Below are 19,207 nucleotides of genomic sequence, written 5' to 3'. Positions count from 1 at the left end.
GAAGGGACCGACGTTGAGCTACAAGGCCGAGTACATCTGGATCGACGGGACCGAGCCGACCGCGCGGCTGCGGTCGAAGACGAGGATCCTCGCCGACGGCGCCGACCTGCCGGACTGGGGCTTCGACGGGTCGAGCACCAACCAGGCGCCCGGCGACCGCTCCGACTGCGTGCTCAAGCCGGTCTTCTCCTGTCCCGACCCGATCCGCGGCGGCGACCACAAGCTGGTCCTCTGCGAGGTCTTCCTCGTGGACGGCACGCCCCACGAGACCAACACGCGGGCCCAGCTGCGCCCGATCGCCGAGCAGTACGACGAGCAGGACTCCTGGTACGGAATCGAGCAGGAGTACACGTTCTTCAAGGACGGCCGCCCCCTCGGCTTCCCCGAGCGCGGCTACCCGGCCCCGCAGGGTTTCTACTACTGCGGCGTCGGCGCCGACGAGGTGTTCGGGCGCGACATCGTCGAGCGGCACATGGACGCGTGCCTGGACGCCGGCCTGAAGATCTCCGGCATCAACGCCGAGGTCATGCCGGGCCAGTGGGAGTTCCAGATCGGCCCGGCCGGCCCGATCGAGGTCGGCGACCACATGTGGGTCGCCCGCTGGCTGCTGTACCGCATCGCCGAGGACTTCGACGTCTCCGCCACCCTCGACCCGAAGCCGGTCGAGGGCGACTGGAACGGCGCCGGCGCGCACACGAACTTCTCGACCAAGGCCATGCGCGAGGGCTACGACGCGATCATCACGGCGTGCGAGGCGCTCGCCGGGAGGGCGCAGGAGCACGTCACCGGGTACGGCGCCGACATCGAGCGGCGGCTCACCGGCATGCACGAGACGGCGCCGTGGAGCGAGTTCAGCTACGGCGTGTCGGACCGCGGCGCGTCCGTCCGGATCCCGTGGCAGGTCGAGGTCGAGAAGAGGGGCTACATCGAGGACCGGCGGCCGAACGCCAACGTCGACCCGTACGTGGTGACCCGCCTGATCACCGGCACCTGCTGCGCGGCGCTGGAGAAGGCCGGCCAGGTCTGACCTGACCGCCCGGCGTCCGGGAGAGGGACCCCGGGGAGCGCGGCTCCCCGGGGTCCGCCGCGTCCGGGCCCGCTGAGCTGCCTGGGGACACGGGCGGCTTTGCCGTGGAACGCGGCCAAACATCGGCAAAATGGTGCGGTTGGGGGAGTTCCCCCGTTCGGTGCCGGGTACCACCCCTACGTTCGCACGGGGGAGGGGACATGCCCGATTCGTCATTCGGGCGGTACTCCGGTGGCCTGCACGGCAGGCGCGCCGGCCGCCCTGCGCCACGGCCCTGGGAGCGGTCGTTCCGGTGTCCCGACACGGCGCGGCGGCGCCGGCCCGAGGCGCCGGCGCGGCGGTACGAGGACTTCATCCGGCTGCACGAGGAGATCTCCAGGGCGTCCGGGCCGCCGCTGCGGCCGCTGTGGTGGACGGGCGCCGCCGCCGCGCTCGGCGGGGGCCTCCTCGCGTTCGCCGCGGTGGTCGGGCTGCGCACGATGGTCGGGGTGGAGGTCCCGGTGTTCGCGGGCGGGCACACCGCCGCCATGCCCGCGGCCACCAGCTACGCGCTGTGCGCGATGGCGGGGACGATCCAGGCGACCGCGCTGATGCACCTGCTGCTGGCGTCGTCGGCGCGTCCCGTCCGGGCGTTCGCGTGGATCGGCGCGATCGCGGTCGCGCTGCTCACGATCCTGCCGCTGACGCTGAAGGGCCCGTTCGACGCGGCGCTCGCCACGGCCGGCATCAACCTGGTCGGCGGGACGGCCGTTGTGGTGCTGCTGTCCGCCGTGGTGGCGGGCTCGCGCCCGTTCCCCCCGGACGCCCCGCCAAGGCGCCGCGTCCGCGGCTGACCGCCCGGGCGGCGCGTCCGCGCTGCGCGTGAGGTGGCGTGTCCGCGGCTGAGCGCCGGGCGGCATGTCCGAAAGTGACCGGTCGTGGGTCAGGGCACGACCGTCACGGGCCAGCGGCCCGCTCGGACCAGCCGGACGGCGACCGATCCGATGAGGCGGTGTCCCGCCTGGGCAGACGCGCCGACGATCACGGCGTCGGCGCGGGACTCGTCGGCGACGCGGGCGAGGACGGTGTACGGATCGCCCTGCTCGGTGACGAACTCGTACCGGACGTCCACGCGCTCGGCCGCCGCCTCCAGCTCCCGGCGCAGGTCGGCCGCGACCTGGTCCGCGGTCTCCCGCATGACGGCGGCGCCGCCCGGCGTGAGGGTGGACAGCGCCGACACCGGCGCCACGTGCACGGCGACGAGCGTCGCGCCGCTGCGGCGCGCGAGGCCCCACGCGTACGCGCCCGCGCGCAGGGACGTCTCCGACCCGTCGACACCGGCCACGATCACCTTCGGGCCGTCGACGCCGTACTCGAACATTCCGTCCGTCATGGGCGGACGACCCTCGCCGATGCCCCGCCGCTCATTCCGATCACCTCGCCCACCAGCGTAGCCAGCGGCGCCTAGGGGCGGGCGAACCGGGCCAGCAGGTCGTCCAGCGCGAGCGAGCCGTCGGTCAGCGCCGCGTACATCTCGTTGATCTCGGTGTAGCCGAGGTCGCGGGCGACGGACAGGGAGTCGCCGTGCGCCTCGGCGGCGAGCAGGTCGACGTCCCGGCGGGCCAGCGCCCGGACGAGGCGGCGCCGCCCCGCGTCGGCGGCCTCCTCGGCGCGCCGCAGCGTCAGCCGCTGCTGGATGTGGACGCGGGCGGTGACCGTCGCGGCGATGCCCAGCCAGTCCTCGGACGGCGACCCGGCCGGGTCGGTGAGGATCTCCACGACGTTGCCGCTGCGGACCTGCACCGACATCGGCGCGAGCCGCCCGTTCACGACGGCGCCGATGCATCGGTCGCCCGTGCGCGGGTTCAGCGCGTACGCGAAGTCGAGCGCGGTCGCCCCGGCGGGCAGCGCCACGATGTCGCCGTCGGTGGTGAACGCGGCGACGTTGCCCGCCGCGAGGTCGGTGCGCAGCCGGTCGAGGAACTCGGCGGACGGCGCGTCCGACTGCCAGGCGAGCAGCCGGCTCAGCCACACCAGGTCGCGCCGCCCGGCGACCGCCGTGGACGCGTCGTCGCCCGCGTCGCGGATGTGCGCGACGATCCCGTACTCGGCGACCGGATGCATCGCCTCGGTACGGATGATCACCTCGAACGGGTCGCCGTCCGGGCTGATCACCCGGGTGTGCAGCGACCGGTACATGTTGTCCTTCGGCATCGCGATGAAGTCGCGGACCTGCCCGGCGACCGGATGCAGCGCGGCGTGCACCGCGCCGAGGGCGACGTAGCAGTCGCGTTCGGCGCCGTCCACCAGCAGCAGGAGCCGCGCCGCCTCGCACGGCCGCAGCCCGGCCAGGTCGCCGCCGAACGACTGGTGCACCGCGTACAGGTGCGACGGCCTGATCTGCACGCGCGCCGCCACCCCCTGCTCGGCCAGCGCCGCGCCGATCAGCGCCGTCGCGGGCGCGAACGCCCGCCCGGCCTCCCGCAGCGCCCGCCCGACGGCCTCGCCCGCCGCGGCGTGCTGCTCGGGGAGGCGGGCCGCGAACGCCAGGTCGTCCATCTCCCGCTTGAGGACGTGGATGCCGAGCCGCTCCGCGAACGGGACCAGCAGTTCGTGCGACGCCTTCGCGATGCGGGCCCGCTTGTGCGGCGGCTGGAAGCCCAGCGTCCGCAGGTTGTGCAGCCGGTCCGCCAGCTTGATCACCAGGACCCGCAGGTCGGCGGCCGCGGCCAGCACGATCTTCCGGAAGGTCTCCGCCTCGGCGCGGTCGCCCCAGCGTTCGCCGTCCAGCTTCGTCACGCCGTCCACCAGGACCGCGACCTCCTCGCCGAACTCGGCGCGCAGCTCCCCGAGCGTGTACGGGGTGTCCTCGACGGTGTCGTGCAGCAGCGCGGCGACGAGCGTGGTCGTGTCGAGGCCCATCCCGGCGAGGATCAGCGCCACGGCCAGCGGATGGGTGATGTACGGGGCGCCGGACTTGCGGAGCTGCCCGCGGTGCAGGCGCTCCGCGACCGCGTAGCCGCGCAGCAGCTCCGCCTCGTCGGCGCCCGGATAGGCGTCGCGATGCGCGGCCACCAGCGGCGCCAGCGCGGCGCGCACCGGATCCGCCCCGCCGGACGCCTCCCGCCGCCGCACCGGAATCCGGAACCGCCCCCTGACCGGATTGAGCGTCGCCATCACCCGATTTTATCGGCGCCACCCCCAACCCCCGGGCACTTTGCCCCCAACCCCGGCACGTTCGCCCCCAACCTCCGGCAGGTTGAACCTGACCACCGGCAGGTGTGTGAATCCCGACCCGGGGGGTCGCCCCCCAATAAGTAAACCCGCGGTCCAATGTTCTTTGCTGTGCGCTATCAACGCGCTCTCTGGTGTGTCGTCTCGGTAATCGGTTGCTCGCTGACCGTAGTGTGGCGCAGCGTTGTTGCGAGCCGCGGGGCGACGTCGGGGGGCTGTGCATGGCGGCGGACAAGGGCGAGTACGGGCGGGGGCCGGGCGACGGCCGCCGGACCGAGGTCATCGGGGTCACACCGTTCGGCCGTCCGGTACCCCATCTCGCCGTGGCGGTCGCGCGGGCGGGCGGGGTCGGCGTGCTCGACCTCGGCGCCGACCGCGCGCCGGGACTGGCGGCGCTCGCGGACGTGTGCCGCTGGTGGACGGGCCCGTTCGGCGTCCGTGTCCCGGCCGGGTGCCGGGTCAGGCCCGCCGAGATCCCGGACGCGGTGGACACCGTCCTGGTCGACGCGCCCGCGCTGCGGTCGGACGACTCGCTCGACGTCGCCGGTTTCGCGCGCGGCCGCCGCCTGCTCGTGGAGGTCGTGGACGCCGACGAGGCCGCCGCCGTCATCCCCGTCGCGCGCGGGTTCACCGGCGACGTGGGGCTCATCGCGCGGGGCTCGGAGGCGGGCGGGCGCGTCGGCGAGCCGACCTCGTTCGTCCTGCTCCAGCGGCTGATGGCAGACCCGTCGGTGGACGTCCCGGTGTACTCGGCCGGTGGGATCGGGACGCACACGGCCGCGGCGGCGGTGGCGGGCGGCGCGGCCGGGGTCGTCCTGGACGTGCAGCTCGCGCTCGTCCGGGAGATGGACCTGCCCGCCGACGTCGTGTCCGCGCTGGCGGCGATGGACGGCGGCGAGACCGCGGTCGTCCACGGGCATCGTGTGTACACGCGCCCCGACCTGCCGGAGATCGAGCTGGCCGGGCTCGACCCGGCGGAGGTCAACGCGCGGCTCGGCGCCACCGGGCTGCGGGCGCGGCTGCTTCCCGTCGGGCAGGACGGGCCGCTGGCGGCGGCGCTCGCCGGGCGGTACAAGACCGCCGGGGGAGTGGTGCAGGCCGTACGGGACGAGATCGGCGCGCATCTGGAGGCCGCGGTCCGCGCCGAGCCGCTCGCGCCGAGGCCGGAGCCCGTTGTGGTGCAGGGGCCGATGACGCAGGTCAGCGACGGTTCGGCGTTCGCGGGCGCGGTCGCGCAGGACGGCGGCCTGCCGTTCCTCGCGCTCGCCCTGATGGACGGCGACCGGGCGCGGACGCTGCTGCGCGAGACCGCCGACCGGCTCGGCGGGCGGCCCTGGGGCGTCGGGATCCTCGGGTTCGCGCCGCCTGACGTCCGGGAGGCGCAGCTCGCGGCGGTCCGCGAGACCGGGCCGCCGTACGCGCTGATCGCGGGCGGCCGCCCGGAGCAGGCCGAGCCGCTGGAGGCCGCCGGGATCAGCACGTACCTGCACGTCCCGTCGCCGGATCTGCTGGACCGCTTCCTGGACGAGGGCGCGCGGAAGTTCGTGTTCGAGGGCCGGGAGTGCGGCGGGCACGTCGGGCCGCGGGGGAGCTTCCCGCTGTGGGACGCGCAGGTCGAGCGGCTGACGGCGTTCGGGGACCCCGGCGAGCTGTCGGTGATGTTCGCGGGCGGCGTCCACGACGAGCGGTCCGCGGCCATGGTCGCGGCGCTGGCGGGGCCGCTGGCCGAGCGCGGCGCCGACGTGCGCGTGCTGATGGGGACCGCGTACCTGTTCACGTCCGAGGCGGTGGCGGCGGGCGCGATCCTGCCGGGCTTCCAGGACGCGGCGGTCGAGTGCGACGGCACGGCGCTGCTGGAGACGTCGCCGGGGCATGCCGTCCGCTGCGCCCGGACGCCCTACGTCGACGTGTTCGCCGACACCCGCCGCGAGCTCGAACAGGCCGGGACGCCGCGCCAGGAGGTGTGGCGCCGCCTGGAGAAGCTGAACCTCGGGCGGCTGCGCCTCGCCAGCAAGGGCCTGCGCCGCGCCACGCCCGTGGAGCCCGCGACGCAGCGGGCCGAGGGCATGTTCATGATCGGCCAGGTGGCGGCGCTGCGCGCGGAGACGACCAGTGTCGCCGCGCTGCACGAGCAGGTCACGTCAGGTGCGACGGCGTTCCTCGGCGCCCGCGCCGAAGAGCTCGGCATCGCCGCCGCGCGTCCCGTCGAGGCGGCGGGTGCGGCGCGGCCCGCCGATGTCGCGATCATCGGGATCGGCTGCGTGTTCCCCGGCGCGCGCGACGCCGACGCCTACTGGGCGAACATCGTCGGCGGAGCCGACCTGATCACGGAGGTCGGCGGAGCCGATCTGATCACCGAGGTCGGCGGAGCCGACCTGGTCACGGAGGTCGGCGGAGCCGATTCCAACGGCGGGGTGGCGCGCTGGGATCCGGAGATCTACTACGGCCCGGCGGGGGAGGGGAAGACGCCGTCCAAGTGGGGCGGGTTCCTGCCCGGCATCCCGTTCGACGCGCTCGCGTACGGCATCCCGCCCAATGCGCTCGGCAGCATCGACCCGGTCCAGCTGCTGTCGCTTGAGGTCGCGTCCCGCGCGCTGCGCGACGCCGGATACGCCGACCGGCCGTTCGACCGCTCCCGCACGTCGGTGTTCTTCGGCGCGGACGGCGGCAACGACCTCGGCACGGCCTACGGCATGCGCGCCACGCTCCCGTCCTACTTCGGCGAGGTCCCGGCGGGGCTGGACGAGCAGCTCCCGCGCCCGACGGAGGACTCGTTCCCCGGCGTCCTCACCAACGTCATCGCCGGGCGGATCGCCAACCGGCTCGATCTAGGCGGCGCGAACTACACCGTCGACGCCGCCTGCGCCGCGTCCCTCGCCGCGCTCGACGCCGCCTGCAAGGACCTGCTCGCCGGCTCCAGCGACATGGTGCTGTGCGGCGGCGCCGACCTGCACAACGGCATCCAGGACTACCTGCTGTTCGCGTCCGTCGGCGCGCTGTCGCCGTCCGGGCGCTGCGCCGCGTTCGACGCGTCCGCGGACGGCATCGCGCTCGGCGAGGGCGTCGCGTGCGTCGTCCTGAAGCGCCTCGCGGACGCCGAACGCGACGGCGACCGGATCTACGCGGTCGTGAAGTCGGTCGCCGGGTCCAGCGACGGACGCTCCCTCGGCCTCACCGCGCCCCGCGCCGAAGGGCAGCGCCGCGCGCTCGACCGCGCCTACGAGCGCGCGGGGATCGCGCCGGCGTCCGTCGGGCTCGTCGAGGCGCACGGCACCGGCACCGAGGTCGGCGACCGCACGGAGCTCGCGACCCTGCGCGCCGCGTTCGCCGGCGCGGCCCCGGGCAGCGTGACGCTCGGGTCGGTCAAGTCGCAGATCGGGCACACCAAGTGCGCGGCCGGGCTCGCCGGGCTCATCAAGACCGCGTACGCGCTGCACGCGGGCGTGCTGCCGGGGACGCTGCACGTCGTCCGCCCCAACGCCGAATGGACGCCGGACGGACCGTTCGCGTTCAGCGGCACCGCGCGGCCCTGGGCGGCCCGTCCCGGCGACCGGTACGCGGGGGTGAGCGGGTTCGGGTTCGGCGGCGCGAACTTCCACGCCGTCCTGTCCGGGTACGACGGCGCGCCGGAGCCGGTGTCGGGCCTCGCCGAGTGGCCCGCCGAGCTGTTCCTGATCCGGGCGGCCGACCGTGCGGCCGCCCGCGCCGCGATCGACCGCCTTTCCGCGCTGCTGCACGGCGGGCCCCGGCTCCGCGACCTCGCGCGGACGGCGGCCGCGCTCGAAGGGCCCGTCCAGGTCGCCTTCGTCGCCACCGGGCTTGACGATCTGCGCCGCAAGCTCGCCCTCGCCGGGGAGTTCCGCGCGGCGGCGGGCGTGTTCGTCCCGTCCGGCGAGCCCGAGCAGCCCGGACGGTCTGAGCGGTCCGGACGGTCAGAGGCGTTCGGGCAGGTCGCGTTCCTGTTTCCGGGGCAGGGCAGCCAGCGTCCGAACATGCTCGCCGACCTGTTCGTCGCGTTCCCGCGCCTCCAGCGCCTCCTCCGCCTGGCGGACGGACGGTACGCCCCGGCGATGTTCCCGCCCGCCGCGTTCAGCCGCGCCGAGACCCGCCGCCACCAGGCCGAGATCACCGACACCCGCGTCGCGCAGCCCGCCCTCGGGATCGCCGGGCTGGCCGTCCACCGGCTGCTCACCGCGCTGGGCGTCCACCCCGACCTCGCCGCCGGGCACAGCTACGGCGAACTCGTCGCGCTCTGCGCGGCGGGCGTCTTCGACGACGCCGACATGATCGAGCTCAGCGCCGCCCGCGCCGGGGCGATCCTGTCCGCCGCCGGGGAGGACCCGGGCGCGATGGCCGCCGTCGCCGGGTCGCTCCGCGACGTCCGCGAGGCGCTGTCGGGCCTCTCCGAGATCGTCATCGCCAACCACAACGCGCCCCGGCAGGTCGTGATCTCCGGGACGTCCGCGGGCCTCGAACGCGCGCTGCCCGTGCTGTCCGCGGCGGGGCTCGCCGCCGAGCGCATCCCGGTGGCGTGCGCGTTCCACAGCCCGCTCGTCGCGGCCGCGTCCGCCGACCTGCGCGCCGGCCTGCTCCGCCGCGACCTCCGCTCGCCCGCCTTCCCCGTCTGGGCGAACACCACCGCCGCCCCCTACGACGCCGACCCCGCCGAGCTCGCCGCGACCCTCGCCGGGCAGATCGCCGCGCCCGTCCGCTTCGTCGAGCAGATCGAGGCGATGTACGACGCGGGCGCCCGCACGTTCGTCGAGGCGGGCCCGGGACGCGTCCTCACCGGCCTCGTCGGCGCCGTCCTCGGAGACCGCCCGCACACCGCCGTGAGCTGCGACGCGCCCGGCGAGAACGGCCTGGCCCATCTCCTGCACACCCTCGCCGAACTGGCCGCCGCGGGCGTCCCCGTCGACCCGCTGCCCCTCTTCGCCGGGCGCGACGCCCGTCCGCTCTCCGCCGCGCCCCGCGTGCCGGGCTGGCTCGTCAACGGGCACCTCGTCCGCACCGCAGACGGCGGCTACCCGGCGGGCGGGCTCCGTCCCGCCGAGCGCGTGCCCGGCCTCCGTCCCCGCGGCGCGGAGGACGCCGTCCTGGAGTACCTGCGCGCCGGGCGCGAGATGATCGCCGCCCAGCGCGAGGTGATCCTCCGCCATCTCGGCACGGCGCCGCCGGACCTGCCCGCCGACCCCGTGCCGCCAGCGCCTGCGGCCCCCGTGCCCGCGGCACCTGTGCCCGCGCCCCGTGCCGTCCTTCCCGGCGAGACCGTTCCCGCCGAGGCGCCCCGGGACGTCCACGCCACCGTCCTCGCGGTGATCAGCGCCCGGACCGGCTACCCCGAATCGATGCTGGCCCCGTCCCTGAACCTGGAGGCCGACCTCTCCATCGACTCCATCAAGCGCACGGTCATCCTCGGCGACCTCGCCGACCGGCTCGGACTCGCCGCGCCCGAGCGGTTCGCCGACGTCACGACCATCGGCGACATCGTCGCGTCGCTCCAGGCGCATCTCGACGGCACCGCGCCGCGTCCCGTCGTCCCGCCCCAGGCGCGTCCGGTCCTGGAGCCCGCGCGGGCGGTTCCCGCCGAGGCGCAGCCGGCGGCGTCCGTCCTGGACGCGTCGTCGGGCGCGGGCGGGCGACTCGCGGAGAGCGAGGCGTCCGACCGCCCGGGCATACCCGTCCCCGACCGGCGACCGGACGGCACGCACGCGGCTCCCGCATCCGCGGAGCCTCAGCCGTCCGTCGCCGTCGACCTTTCCAAACGTGCGACCGCGCCCGACGAGCAGGCGGGTTCCCCAGCGGCGGCGGACGGCGCGTCCGCGGCCCCTGCGGACGGTCAGGCGTCGCCGCACACTGAGGACGCGCCGTCAGGCCAGGACGGTGACGTCCCGCGCCCGGGCGAGGTCATACGCCAGGTCCTGCGGGTCGTGGAACTGGACGCGCTCCCCATGCCGCCGGAGTCGGGCACGGTGTTCGCCGGCCGCCGGTTCCAGATCGTGGACGACGGCTGCGGCATCGCGCTGGAGCTCGCCGACATGCTCGACCGGCTGGGAGCGGAGGTGCGGACGCCGCACGAGGTCGACGGGCCCTGCGACGGGCTGGTCCACCTGGCGGCGCTGCGGCCGGGCGCGACGGGCGTGCTGCCCGGGGCGTACGACGGCATCCGGTACGCGCTGGCGGGCGGGCTGCGCTGGCTCGTCGTCGCCGGCGGCGCGGGAGGGACGTTCGGGCGCCGCTTCGACGGCGGCGGCATCGGGGACCCGGCGCCGGGCGCGGGCCTGCGGGGCCTGGCGCGCACGGTCGCGCAGGAATACCCCGAGGTGCTGGTGCGGGCGCTGGACGTCGACACCAAGGACACTCCGCGAGCGATCGCGCAACGCGTCCTGGCGGAGCTGCTGAACGCCGAGGAACCGGTCGTGGTCGGCCACGAGGGCGATCTGCGGCACGGGCTGACCGTCGTCCCGGCGGAGCTGGGCGGCGACCCGGAACCGCCCGTCGGCCCGGACGGCGTCGTCCTGCTCACCGGCGGCGCGCGGGGGATCACCGCCCGCGTGGCCCTGGAACTGGCCCGGATGAGCGGCTGCCACCTGGAGATCATGGGACGCACCCCGGAGCCGGTCGGCGACCCCGCGTTCCCGGACGTCCCGGACGAGGCCGGGCTCCGCCGCATGCTCGTGTCGCGCGGCGGGATGCAGCCGGCCGAGATCGAGGCGACGATCAGGACCGTCCTCGCGGAACGGGAGATCCGCGGAAATCTGGCGGCGTTGCGGGAGCACGCGGCGTCCGTCCGGTATCACGCCGGGGACGTGCGCCACCCGCACGCGGTGCGCGACGTCGTCGAAGGCGTGTACGTCCGGCACGGGCGGCTGGACGGCGTCGTCCACGGCGCCGGGATCGTCGAGGACCGCCTCGTCCGCGACAAGACGCCCGAGTCGTTCGACAGGGTGTACCGGACGAAGGTGGACGGTGCGTGCGCGCTCGCCCAGGCGGTCCGGCCCGACCTCGGGTTCTTCGTCGTCTTCGGCAGCGTCGCCGGCGTCTACGGCAACCGCGGGCAGGCCGACTACGCGGCGGCGAACGACGCGTGCGACACGCTGGCGCACGTGTGGCGGACGCGGCTGCGCGGCCGGGTCCTCGTCGCCGACTGGGGGCCGTGGGCGGGCGGCGGGATGGTGTCGCCCGACCTGGCGCGCGAGTACGCGCGGCGCGGCGCCGGGCTGATCGACCCGGACGCCGGCGCGGCGGCCCTGCTGCGGGAGATCGCGCACGGGACGGAGACGCAGGTCGTGTTCACGGGGACGCAGGGCGCGCTCGCGGGGACGCAGGTCGTGTTCCCGGGGGTCGCCCGGTGAGCCGGGCCCGGGAGCCGATCGCGATCGTCGGCGCCGGGGCGGTGTTCCCCGGCGCGGGATCGGCGGCGGAGCTGTGGCGCAACGTCCTGGCCGGGGTCGACGCGATCACGGACGTGCCCCCAGGCCGCTGGGACCCGGCGCTCTACTACGACGCCGACGCGTACGACCGGGCGCCGGAGAGCGACCGCTTCTACTGCAAGCGCGGCGGGTTCGTCGACGAGCACGCCACGTTCGACCCGGTGCGGTTCGGGATCATGCCGGCGGCGGTTCCGGGCATGGAACCCGACCAGCTGCTCGCGCTCCGCGCGGCGGGCGACGCGATCGCGGACGCGGGCGGCGACGAGCGGCTCCCCGACCGCTCCAGGATCGGCGTCGTCATCGGACGCGGCGGCTACATCACGCCGGGCGTGGCGCGGTTCGACCAGCGGGTCAGGACGTCCCACCAGGTCGCCGGGGTCCTCGCCGAGCTGGTGCCGGAGCTCGGGAAGCAGCGGCTGGACGAGATCCGCCGCGCGTTCTGCGACCGGCTCGGCCCCGGCGGCCCCGACGCTTCGGTGGGGCTGGTGCCGAGCTTCGCCGCGTCCCGCATCGCCAACCGCTTCGACCTGTGCGGCCCCGCCTACACGCTGGACGCGGCGTGCGCGTCGTCGCTGCTGGCGGTCGAGCACGCCGTCCGGGCGCTGCGGGACGGGCAGGCGGACGCGATGCTCGCCGGGGCCGTCCACCACGCCCACCACGCCACCGTCTGGAGCGTCTTCAGCCAGCTGCGGGCACTGAGCCGGAGCGGGACGATCCGGCCGTTCGACCGGGCCGCGGACGGCACGCTCCTGGCGGAGGGCACCGGGGTCGTCCTGCTCAAGCGGCTGCCGGACGCCGAACGGGACGGCGACCGGATCCACGCGGTCATCGTCGGCGCCGGGTCGTCCAGCGACGGCCGCGCGGCGAGCATCATGAGCCCGCTCGTGGCGGGGCAGGTCCTCGCGGTCGAGCGGGCCTGGCGGGACGCGGGCCTCGATCCGGCGGAGCCCGGCGCGGTCGGGCTGGTCGAGGCGCACGGCACGGCCACCCCGGCGGGCGACGAGGCGGAGCTGGCGACGCTGCGCCGCGTCTTCGGGACGGGCGGCCCGCCGATCGGGCTCGGCACCGTCAAGTCGATGATCGGGCACGCGATGCCCGCCGCCGGGATCGCCGGGCTGATCAAGGCGGCGTGCGCGCTGCGCGACGGCGTCCTGCCGCCGACGCTGCACGCGGACGACCCGCACCCGGCCCTCGCGGACGGCAGGCTGCGGCTCGTCCGGGAGGCCGCCGAGTGGGAGCGGCACGGCGGGCCGCGGCGGGCGGTGGTCAACGCGTTCGGGTTCGGCGGCGCGAACGCGCACGTGATCCTGGAGGAGCCGCCGTCGAGCGCCCTCCGCCGGACGCGGCGGCGGAAGCTCGACACGCCAGACTCGGACGAACGCGTCCTAAGGCTGGCCGCCCACACGCCCGAAGAACTGGCCGCTGCCCTGACCGCGCCTGACGAAGAGCTGCTGGCACAGGCCTCCAAGGACGCCCCCGACCTTCCATGCCGCCTCGCGATAGTCGCCCCGACGCCGCGCAGGCTCGACTTGGCGCGGGCGGTCGTCCAGCGGGGAACCGCTTGGCGCGGCCGTAGCGACGTGTGGTTCACGCCCCGTCCGCTTCTTGCCGAAGGCGGGCGGCTGGCCTTCCTGTTCCCCGGGTTCGAGCCCGCCTTCGCCCCCCGCGTGGACGACGTCGCCGGGCACTTCGGCCTGCCGGTCCCCGCGCTCACCGGCCGCCCGGACCTGCTCGGCCATGCCGCCGACGTCATCGGCGTGGGCCGCCTGCTGGCCTCGGCGCTCGCCGGGCTCGGCGTCGAACCGGACGTCGCGGCGGGTCACAGCCTCGGCGAATGGACGGCGATGATCGCCACCGGCAGGTACGACGCGGGCGCGGTCGAGGAGTTCATCCGGACCCTCGACGCCGGGTCCCTCGACGTCCCCGACGTCGTGTACGGGGCGCTCGGCTGCGGCGCCGTCCAGGCCGGGGACGCCGTCGCGGGACGTTCCGGTGTCTTCGTCAGCCACGACAACTGCCCGCACCAGTCGGTGATCTGCGGCCCGGCGGACGAGGTCCGCGCGATCCTCGGGAGGCTGGCGTCCGAAGGCGTCCTCGGCCAGGAGCTGCCGTTCCGGTCCGGTTTCCACACGCCGCTGGCGCGGGCCTACGAGAAACAGGCGCAGCACCTGTTCGAGGCCCTGCCGATCCGCGAGTCCCGGGTACCGCTGTGGTCGGCGACGACGGTCGCCCCGTACCCGGAGTCGCCCGCCGACGTCCGCGACCTGATCCTCCGTCATCTGCTCGAACCCGTCCGGTTCAGCGAACTGATCGAGGAACTCTACGGCGCCGCCCACGTGCGGGCGTTCGTGCAGGTCGGGCCGGGGAGCCTGACGGGGTTCGTCGCCGACAGGCTCGGTGACCGCGAGCACCTCGCCATGGCCGCCAACAGCCCGAAACGGGACGGGATGGCCCAGCTCCGCCGCGTCGTCGCCGCGCTGTGGACCGAGGGGTACGGAGCGTCCCCGCCGCCTCCGCCCGCCGCCGGCGTGCCGATCGACCTCGGGACGCCGCTGGTCAGGCTGGACGGCGCCGTGCCGCCCATCCGCCTCGCGGCGGGGATCCCGTCGCTTCCGGCCGACGACCCCGTGCTGGCCGAGCTGGAGGCGCTCCTCAACGACGCGGCGACGGGGGCGCAGACCGTCGTCGAGGCCTTCGGCGCGGGTCCGGGGCCGTCCGGCCAGGTCGAGGACGCGCCCGCCCAGGACGATCACCCCGACGACCCGCAGGCCGAGCACCTGCGGGACCTGCCCCGGCGGCCCGAGAACCCGCGCCCCGGCGACGCCGGCGCGGACGGCGCGCGCGCCGAGCACAGCCACGCCGAGGACGCGCGCCCCGGCGCCGCCCGTGCCGAGAACCCGCGGTGCCAGGACCCCGAGACCCCGCAGGACGGCGACGGCCCGCCCGAGACCCCGCAGGACGTGGACGGCTCGCCCGTGGCCGCCGAGCTGGTCGTTTCGCGTGTCTTCTCGCTCGACGCGATGCCGTACCTGGCCGACCACTGCGTGTTCCCGCAGGCCCCGGGCTGGCCCGACCTGTCGGACAGGTTCCCGATCGTCCCCCTGGCCACGCTGCTTGAGGTCATCGCCGACACGGCGCGGGAACTCCTGCCCGGCCTGGTGGTCATCGGGTTCGAGAACGTCCGCGCCGTCCGCTGGATCGTGGCGGCCCCGCCGACCACCGCCGACATCCGCGCCTACCTCGTCGAGGAGCGGGACCGTCCGATCGAGGGGCGCGACCGCCCGCGCAAGGTGAAGGTCGTCATTCAGGGCCACGCGGACGGGACGGTCCTGCTCGCCGACCGCCACCCGTCGCCGCCCGCCCCGGACGCCACCCCGCTGACCATCGAAGGGCCGCCCATAGTCACCGCCGAACGGCTGTACGAGGAACGCTGGATGTTCCACGGCCCGCTCTTCCGCGGCATCAACGAGATCACCGCGCTCGCAGAGGACGGGGTGCGCGCCGTCCTGAGTTCCCTGCCCACGCCAGGCGCGCTCCTGGACAGCGCAGGGCAGCTCTGCGGCCACTGGATCCAGGTCTACGGCGATACCAACCAGACCGTGTTCCCAGTAGGGATCGAACGGGTCTCCCTATTCGGTCCGCTGCCGCCTGAAGGCGAACACCTGGCGACGACCATCTGGAACCAATCCCTGACCGACACGACCATGCGCTGCTCGGCCGAAATGGTCCGCGAGAACGGAACGGTGTGGGCCCGCATCAGCGGATGGACGACGCACCGCTTCTACACCGACGAAGCCCTCTGGCGGATGCGATTCACCGCCGAAGTATCCGGAACCGGGGAGCCGCAGCCGGGCGGCTGGTGCCTGTCCCGCAAGCGCTGGGACGGCACCGCCTCACGCGACCTCCTCATGCGCCAATACCTGTGCGCTAGCGAACGCGCCGAGTACGAGGCCCTCCCGCCGTTCGCGCAGGGGCCTTGGCTGCTCGGACGCATCGCAGCCAAGGACGCCGTCCGGGACCACCTATGGCGCAACGGACACGGCCCACTGTTCCCGGCGGAGCTCACCGTCCACGACGGGCCGACAGTAACGGGCCCATTCGACGAACCACTCACCATTTCCATCGCCTCCAACGCCGAACTGGGCGTGGCGCTGGTCAGACCGGGCCGGGAATCAGCCGGCATCGGTCTCGCCCAGAACCAGAAGGACGCACGCGTTCGCGCGGCGAAGGAGGCGGTGCTGCGGTCGATGAACGCCGGACCCGGACGTCCGGGGGAACTGGTCGTGACCGTCGCCGACGCCGAACGGCTCCTCATCGCCGCCGAAGGCACGGTCACGACAGTGGAAACACGCGAAATCGAAGGACACGTCGTGGCCTGGACGGTCGCGGCCGGAGGAGCGGACATGGAGGAGGCCCACGCATGAGCGAAGCGAACCGGGGGGTGCGGGGTGCCGACTCCCCACAAGGAGCAGGCATGAGCGACGTGACGTCCGAGGTCGTCCAGATGCTGGTCGACGTGGTGGGGGAGGACTTCCTCCTCGACGTGGAGATCGGCCCCGAGACCACGTTCGGCGACGACCTCGGCCTGGAGAGCATCGAGTTCGTCGTCCTGGTCGACCGGCTCCGCGCGCGCTACGGCGACCACGTCGACTTCCCCGCCTTCATCGCCGCCCTGGACCTCGACCAGCTCGTGAACCTGACCGTAGGCGACGTCGTGGACCACATCGCCGCCCAGGAGCGGGCGCATGCCTGAGGTGACCGCGCGCGGCGTCCGGTTCCACGTGCAGACGTGCGGACCGGGCCGTTCCGAGTCCCCCGGACCGGGCCGTTCCGAGGGGCGCGGGGGGTCGTCACCCGACGAGGGACCGGCCGGGCCCGTCGTGGTGTTCGTCCACGGTCTCGCCATCGACAATCTGTCCAGCTTCTACTACACGCTCGCCTGGCCGGTGGCCGAGGCTGGAGCCCGGTGCGTCCTGTACGACCTGCGCGGGCACGGCCGCACCGAGCGCCCGCCGACCGGCTACAGCGTGCCCGACGCGGTCGCGGACCTCTTCGCCGTCCTCGACGCGCTGGGCCACCACCGCGTCCACCTCGTCGCCAACAGCTTCGGCGGCGCCGTCGCGCTGAACGCCGCCCTCGCCCACCCCGGCCGCGTGGCCGGGCTGGCCCTCATCGAGGCGTACGGCCCAGGCGACGGGCCCGACTGGAACCGGGACTTCCTCAACAGGCTCGCGCAGTCGGCGCTCAAGCTCGAATACGAATGGACCGCCGACCTGCTCGACCCCGGTGAGCGCCGCAGGAGCCGGGCGGCCGCGACCGCGGACGCACTCCTCAACGGCACGACGCTCCTGGACGACCTCACCTCCACGGACCCCGTCCGTCCCGCGGCCCTCGCCAGCGTGGCCTGCCCCGTCCTGGCGATCTACGGCCAGCACTCGGACATGGCGGAGGCCGGACGGCTCCTCCGCCGCCACGTCCCGGACTGCGAGCCGCACACCCTGACCGGTTACGCCCACATCCTGCTCCCGGACGGGACGGCCGAGATCCTGGAGGTCCTGTTGCCCTGGCTCGCCCACCACGCCGGCACGCGGGCGCCCGCCGCCGGAGCCGCCCGATGAAGGCCCGCCGCCGCCAGGTCCCGTCCCTGCTCGACGACCCCGGAATCCGCCGCGCCAAGACGCCCGAACGGCGCTTCCTGTTCGCCGTCCCGCCGCTGACCGGGCACATCAACCCCACCGTCGCGGTCGCGGCCGAGCTCGCCCGCCGCGGCCACAAGGTCGCCTGGACGGGCCATCGCCCGACGATCGAGCCGCTGCTGCGCCCCGGCTCCCGCGTCTTCGGCTCCGTCGGCGACGACTTCGGCAAGCGCCTGCCCGAGATCTGGACCGAATGGCTGGCTCTGCGCCGCCTCGCCGCCCTCCGCTACCTGTGGGAGGAGTTCGTCGTCCCGCTCGGCCACGCCATGATGCCGGGCGTCGAGAAGGCCGTCGACCGCTTCCGCCCGGACGTCGTCGTCGCGGACCAGCTCGTCCTCGCCGCCCCCGTCGCGGCCCGGCGCCGCGAGATCCCGTGGGCGACGTCGGCGACGACGTCCGCCGAGTTCACCCGGCCGCTCGCCGGCATGCCGAAGGTCGAGGAGTGGATCCGCGACCGGATGGCCGGGTTCCAGCTCGACCACGGCATCGACGACCTGCTCGACCTGCGCTTCTCCGACCACCTCGCCCTCGTCTTCTCGACGGGCGCGCTGATCGGCGACGTCTCGTTCTTCCCCGGCCATTTCGCCTTCGTCGGCCCCGCCCTCGGCCGTCCCGCCCCCGGCGCGTTCCCGTGGGACCGGCTGGACGGCCGCCCCGCCGTCCTCGTCACCCTGGGCACGCTGAACGGCCCGTCCGGCGAACGGTTCTTCCGGGTCGCCGCGGACGCCGTCCGCGACCTCGACATCCAGGCGATCTTCGTGGCGCCGCCCGGCGCGGTGCCCGACCCGCCGCCGAACGTGCTCGTCCGCGCGCAGGTCCCGCAGCTCAAGCTGCTCGAACGGCTCTCGGCGGTCGTCTGTCACGGCGGCCACAACACCGTCTGCGAGTCCCTCGCCAAGGGCCTCCCGCTGGTCGTGGCCCCCATCCGCGACGACCAGTCGGTCATCGCCCGCCAGGTGGAGGCCGCGGGCGCCGGGGTGTCCGTCCGGTTCGGCCGCGTCCGCCCGGACGAGCTGCGGACGGCGCTCACCACCGTCCTCGCGGACGGCCCGCACCGCGCCGCCGCCGGACGCGTCCGGGAGTCCTTCGCCGCCGCCGGAGGCGCCGCCGAGGCCGCCGACCGGCTGGAGAAGCTCGCGTGATCCAGGAGGAGTTCTGGTGGGTGACCCGCCTGTTCGACCGGGTGTACGGCACGCCACCGGCGACGACCCGCTACGTTCGCGGCTCGCTGCCACTCCTGGACGGCCTGGACGTCCCACTCCCCTGGGGCGCCGTAGTAGCAGCCGCCCGCTCCGACGACGGCACCACGTCCCTCTTCTCGATGAACCACCACGGCCACGGCGTGGTCAGACCGCCGACCGCGCCCGACTGGGCCCGCGACTGCCTGAAGGCCGTGAACGCGCACCCCACCCCGGGAGCTCACCTCATGGTGAACCGCGAACTCCCCACGGCCATGGGCCTGCTCACCGGCGCCGAAACGACCGAAGCCACAACCCAGGCCTTGCAAGACCTCTACGGCGACGTCGCGGCGACGGCACCGCCGGCCCGGCGATCATGCGACCTGTCCGCGGCGGGCCTGCGCCTCCTCCTGGCCGACGTCGGGTCCCGCCCCCCCCCCCCCCTCCCCCCCCTCCACGCCACCGGCGAACACCCACCCCCCACCACCGCCACCACCTGGCAACACCCACACCTCACCCTCTTCAAGGGTTACGGGACCACCGATACCACCATCGGCGTCATCATGGGCCAACTCCACCCCACCCACACCACAAACCCACCCCCCATCGGCACACCCCTAGCCAACAACACCGCCCTCATCCTCGACCGCCACCTCAACC

9 protein-coding genes and 1 pseudogene are annotated in these 19,207 nt (G+C 74.9%); 8 read left to right on the top strand and 2 right to left on the bottom strand.

From position 1 onward, the window contains the following. The first annotated feature begins 13 nt into the window (after window positions 1-13). Together glnII and ACH34T_RS30735 are read left to right on the top strand one after the other, a co-directional pair. On the top strand, window positions 14-1,027 hold the full coding sequence (gene glnII, locus ACH34T_RS30740; protein WP_396024434.1) for a glutamine synthetase GlnII: 1,014 nt from the start codon (window positions 14-16) through the stop codon (window positions 1,025-1,027). A 200-nt stretch (window positions 1,028-1,227) separates the two neighbouring features. Continuing rightward, window positions 1,228-1,860, top strand: coding sequence for a hypothetical protein (locus tag ACH34T_RS30735; protein ID WP_396024433.1), 633 nt, complete (start codon window positions 1,228-1,230; stop codon window positions 1,858-1,860). Between the two features lie 89 nt (window positions 1,861-1,949). On the opposite strand, the gene ACH34T_RS30730 is transcribed toward ACH34T_RS30735, so the two are convergent. Both ACH34T_RS30730 and ACH34T_RS30725 read right to left on the bottom strand, forming a co-directional pair. Further along, a complete protein-coding gene (locus ACH34T_RS30730) occupies window positions 1,950-2,399 on the bottom strand; it encodes a universal stress protein (RefSeq protein WP_396024432.1) in 450 nt (149 codons plus the stop codon). 71 nt (window positions 2,400-2,470) lie between these two features. Then, window positions 2,471-4,183, bottom strand: coding sequence for a RelA/SpoT family protein (locus ACH34T_RS30725; RefSeq protein WP_396024431.1), 1,713 nt, complete (start codon window positions 4,181-4,183; stop codon window positions 2,471-2,473). 278 nt (window positions 4,184-4,461) lie between these two features. Between ACH34T_RS30725 and ACH34T_RS30720 the strand changes: the two genes are divergently transcribed. From ACH34T_RS30720 to ACH34T_RS30695, 6 genes and pseudogenes are all read left to right on the top strand, one after another. Continuing rightward, window positions 4,462-11,595 carry an SDR family NAD(P)-dependent oxidoreductase gene (locus ACH34T_RS30720; RefSeq protein WP_396024430.1) on the top strand — a complete coding sequence of 2,378 codons (7,134 nt, stop codon included), beginning with the start codon at window positions 4,462-4,464 and terminating at the stop codon, window positions 11,593-11,595. Then, window positions 11,592-16,097 (top strand): beta-ketoacyl synthase N-terminal-like domain-containing protein, encoded by a 4,506-nt coding sequence (locus ACH34T_RS30715; RefSeq protein ID WP_396024429.1) that lies wholly within the window; start codon window positions 11,592-11,594, stop codon window positions 16,095-16,097. Before ACH34T_RS30720 ends, ACH34T_RS30715 begins: the two co-directional genes overlap by 4 nt. A 50-nt stretch (window positions 16,098-16,147) precedes the next feature. Continuing rightward, entirely contained in the window at window positions 16,148-16,426 is a 279-nt protein-coding gene (locus ACH34T_RS30710; RefSeq protein ID WP_396024428.1) for an acyl carrier protein, read from the top strand. Next, on the top strand, window positions 16,419-17,291 hold the full coding sequence (locus ACH34T_RS30705) for an alpha/beta fold hydrolase (RefSeq protein ID WP_396024427.1): 873 nt from the start codon (window positions 16,419-16,421) through the stop codon (window positions 17,289-17,291). The genes ACH34T_RS30710 and ACH34T_RS30705 overlap by 8 nt, the downstream gene beginning before the upstream one ends. Further along, window positions 17,288-18,511 carry a glycosyltransferase gene (locus ACH34T_RS30700; protein WP_396024426.1) on the top strand — a complete coding sequence of 408 codons (1,224 nt, stop codon included), beginning with the start codon at window positions 17,288-17,290 and terminating at the stop codon, window positions 18,509-18,511. The genes ACH34T_RS30705 and ACH34T_RS30700 overlap by 4 nt, the downstream gene beginning before the upstream one ends. Beyond that, a pseudogene (locus tag ACH34T_RS30695) lies at window positions 18,508-19,207 on the top strand (hypothetical protein); the annotation flags it as partial. The gene ACH34T_RS30700 and the pseudogene ACH34T_RS30695, both read left to right, overlap by 4 nt.

This window comes from Actinomadura sp. 9N215 (assembly GCF_044326345.1).
Classification (GTDB): Bacteria; Actinomycetota; Actinomycetes; order Streptosporangiales; family Streptosporangiaceae; genus Spirillospora.
Note: the sequence above shows the minus strand (reverse complement) of the source record. Positions and strands in the feature narration are given on the sequence as shown.

What these genes read in the sequence shown, in the direction of transcription:
- ACH34T_RS30710 (WP_396024428.1), top strand. Translation starts at nt 16,148, where the DNA reads ATGAGCGACGTGACGTCCGAGGTCGTCCAGATGCTGGTCGACGTGGTG.
- ACH34T_RS30725 (WP_396024431.1), bottom strand. Translation starts at nt 4,183, where the DNA reads ATGGCGACGCTCAATCCGGTCAGGGGGCGGTTCCGGATTCCGGTGCGG.
- ACH34T_RS30735 (WP_396024433.1), top strand. Translation starts at nt 1,228, where the DNA reads ATGCCCGATTCGTCATTCGGGCGGTACTCCGGTGGCCTGCACGGCAGG.
- ACH34T_RS30720 (WP_396024430.1), top strand. Translation starts at nt 4,462, where the DNA reads ATGGCGGCGGACAAGGGCGAGTACGGGCGGGGGCCGGGCGACGGCCGC.
- ACH34T_RS30705 (WP_396024427.1), top strand. Translation starts at nt 16,419, where the DNA reads ATGCCTGAGGTGACCGCGCGCGGCGTCCGGTTCCACGTGCAGACGTGC.
- ACH34T_RS30730 (WP_396024432.1), bottom strand. Translation starts at nt 2,399, where the DNA reads ATGACGGACGGAATGTTCGAGTACGGCGTCGACGGCCCGAAGGTGATC.
- ACH34T_RS30700 (WP_396024426.1), top strand. Translation starts at nt 17,288, where the DNA reads ATGAAGGCCCGCCGCCGCCAGGTCCCGTCCCTGCTCGACGACCCCGGA.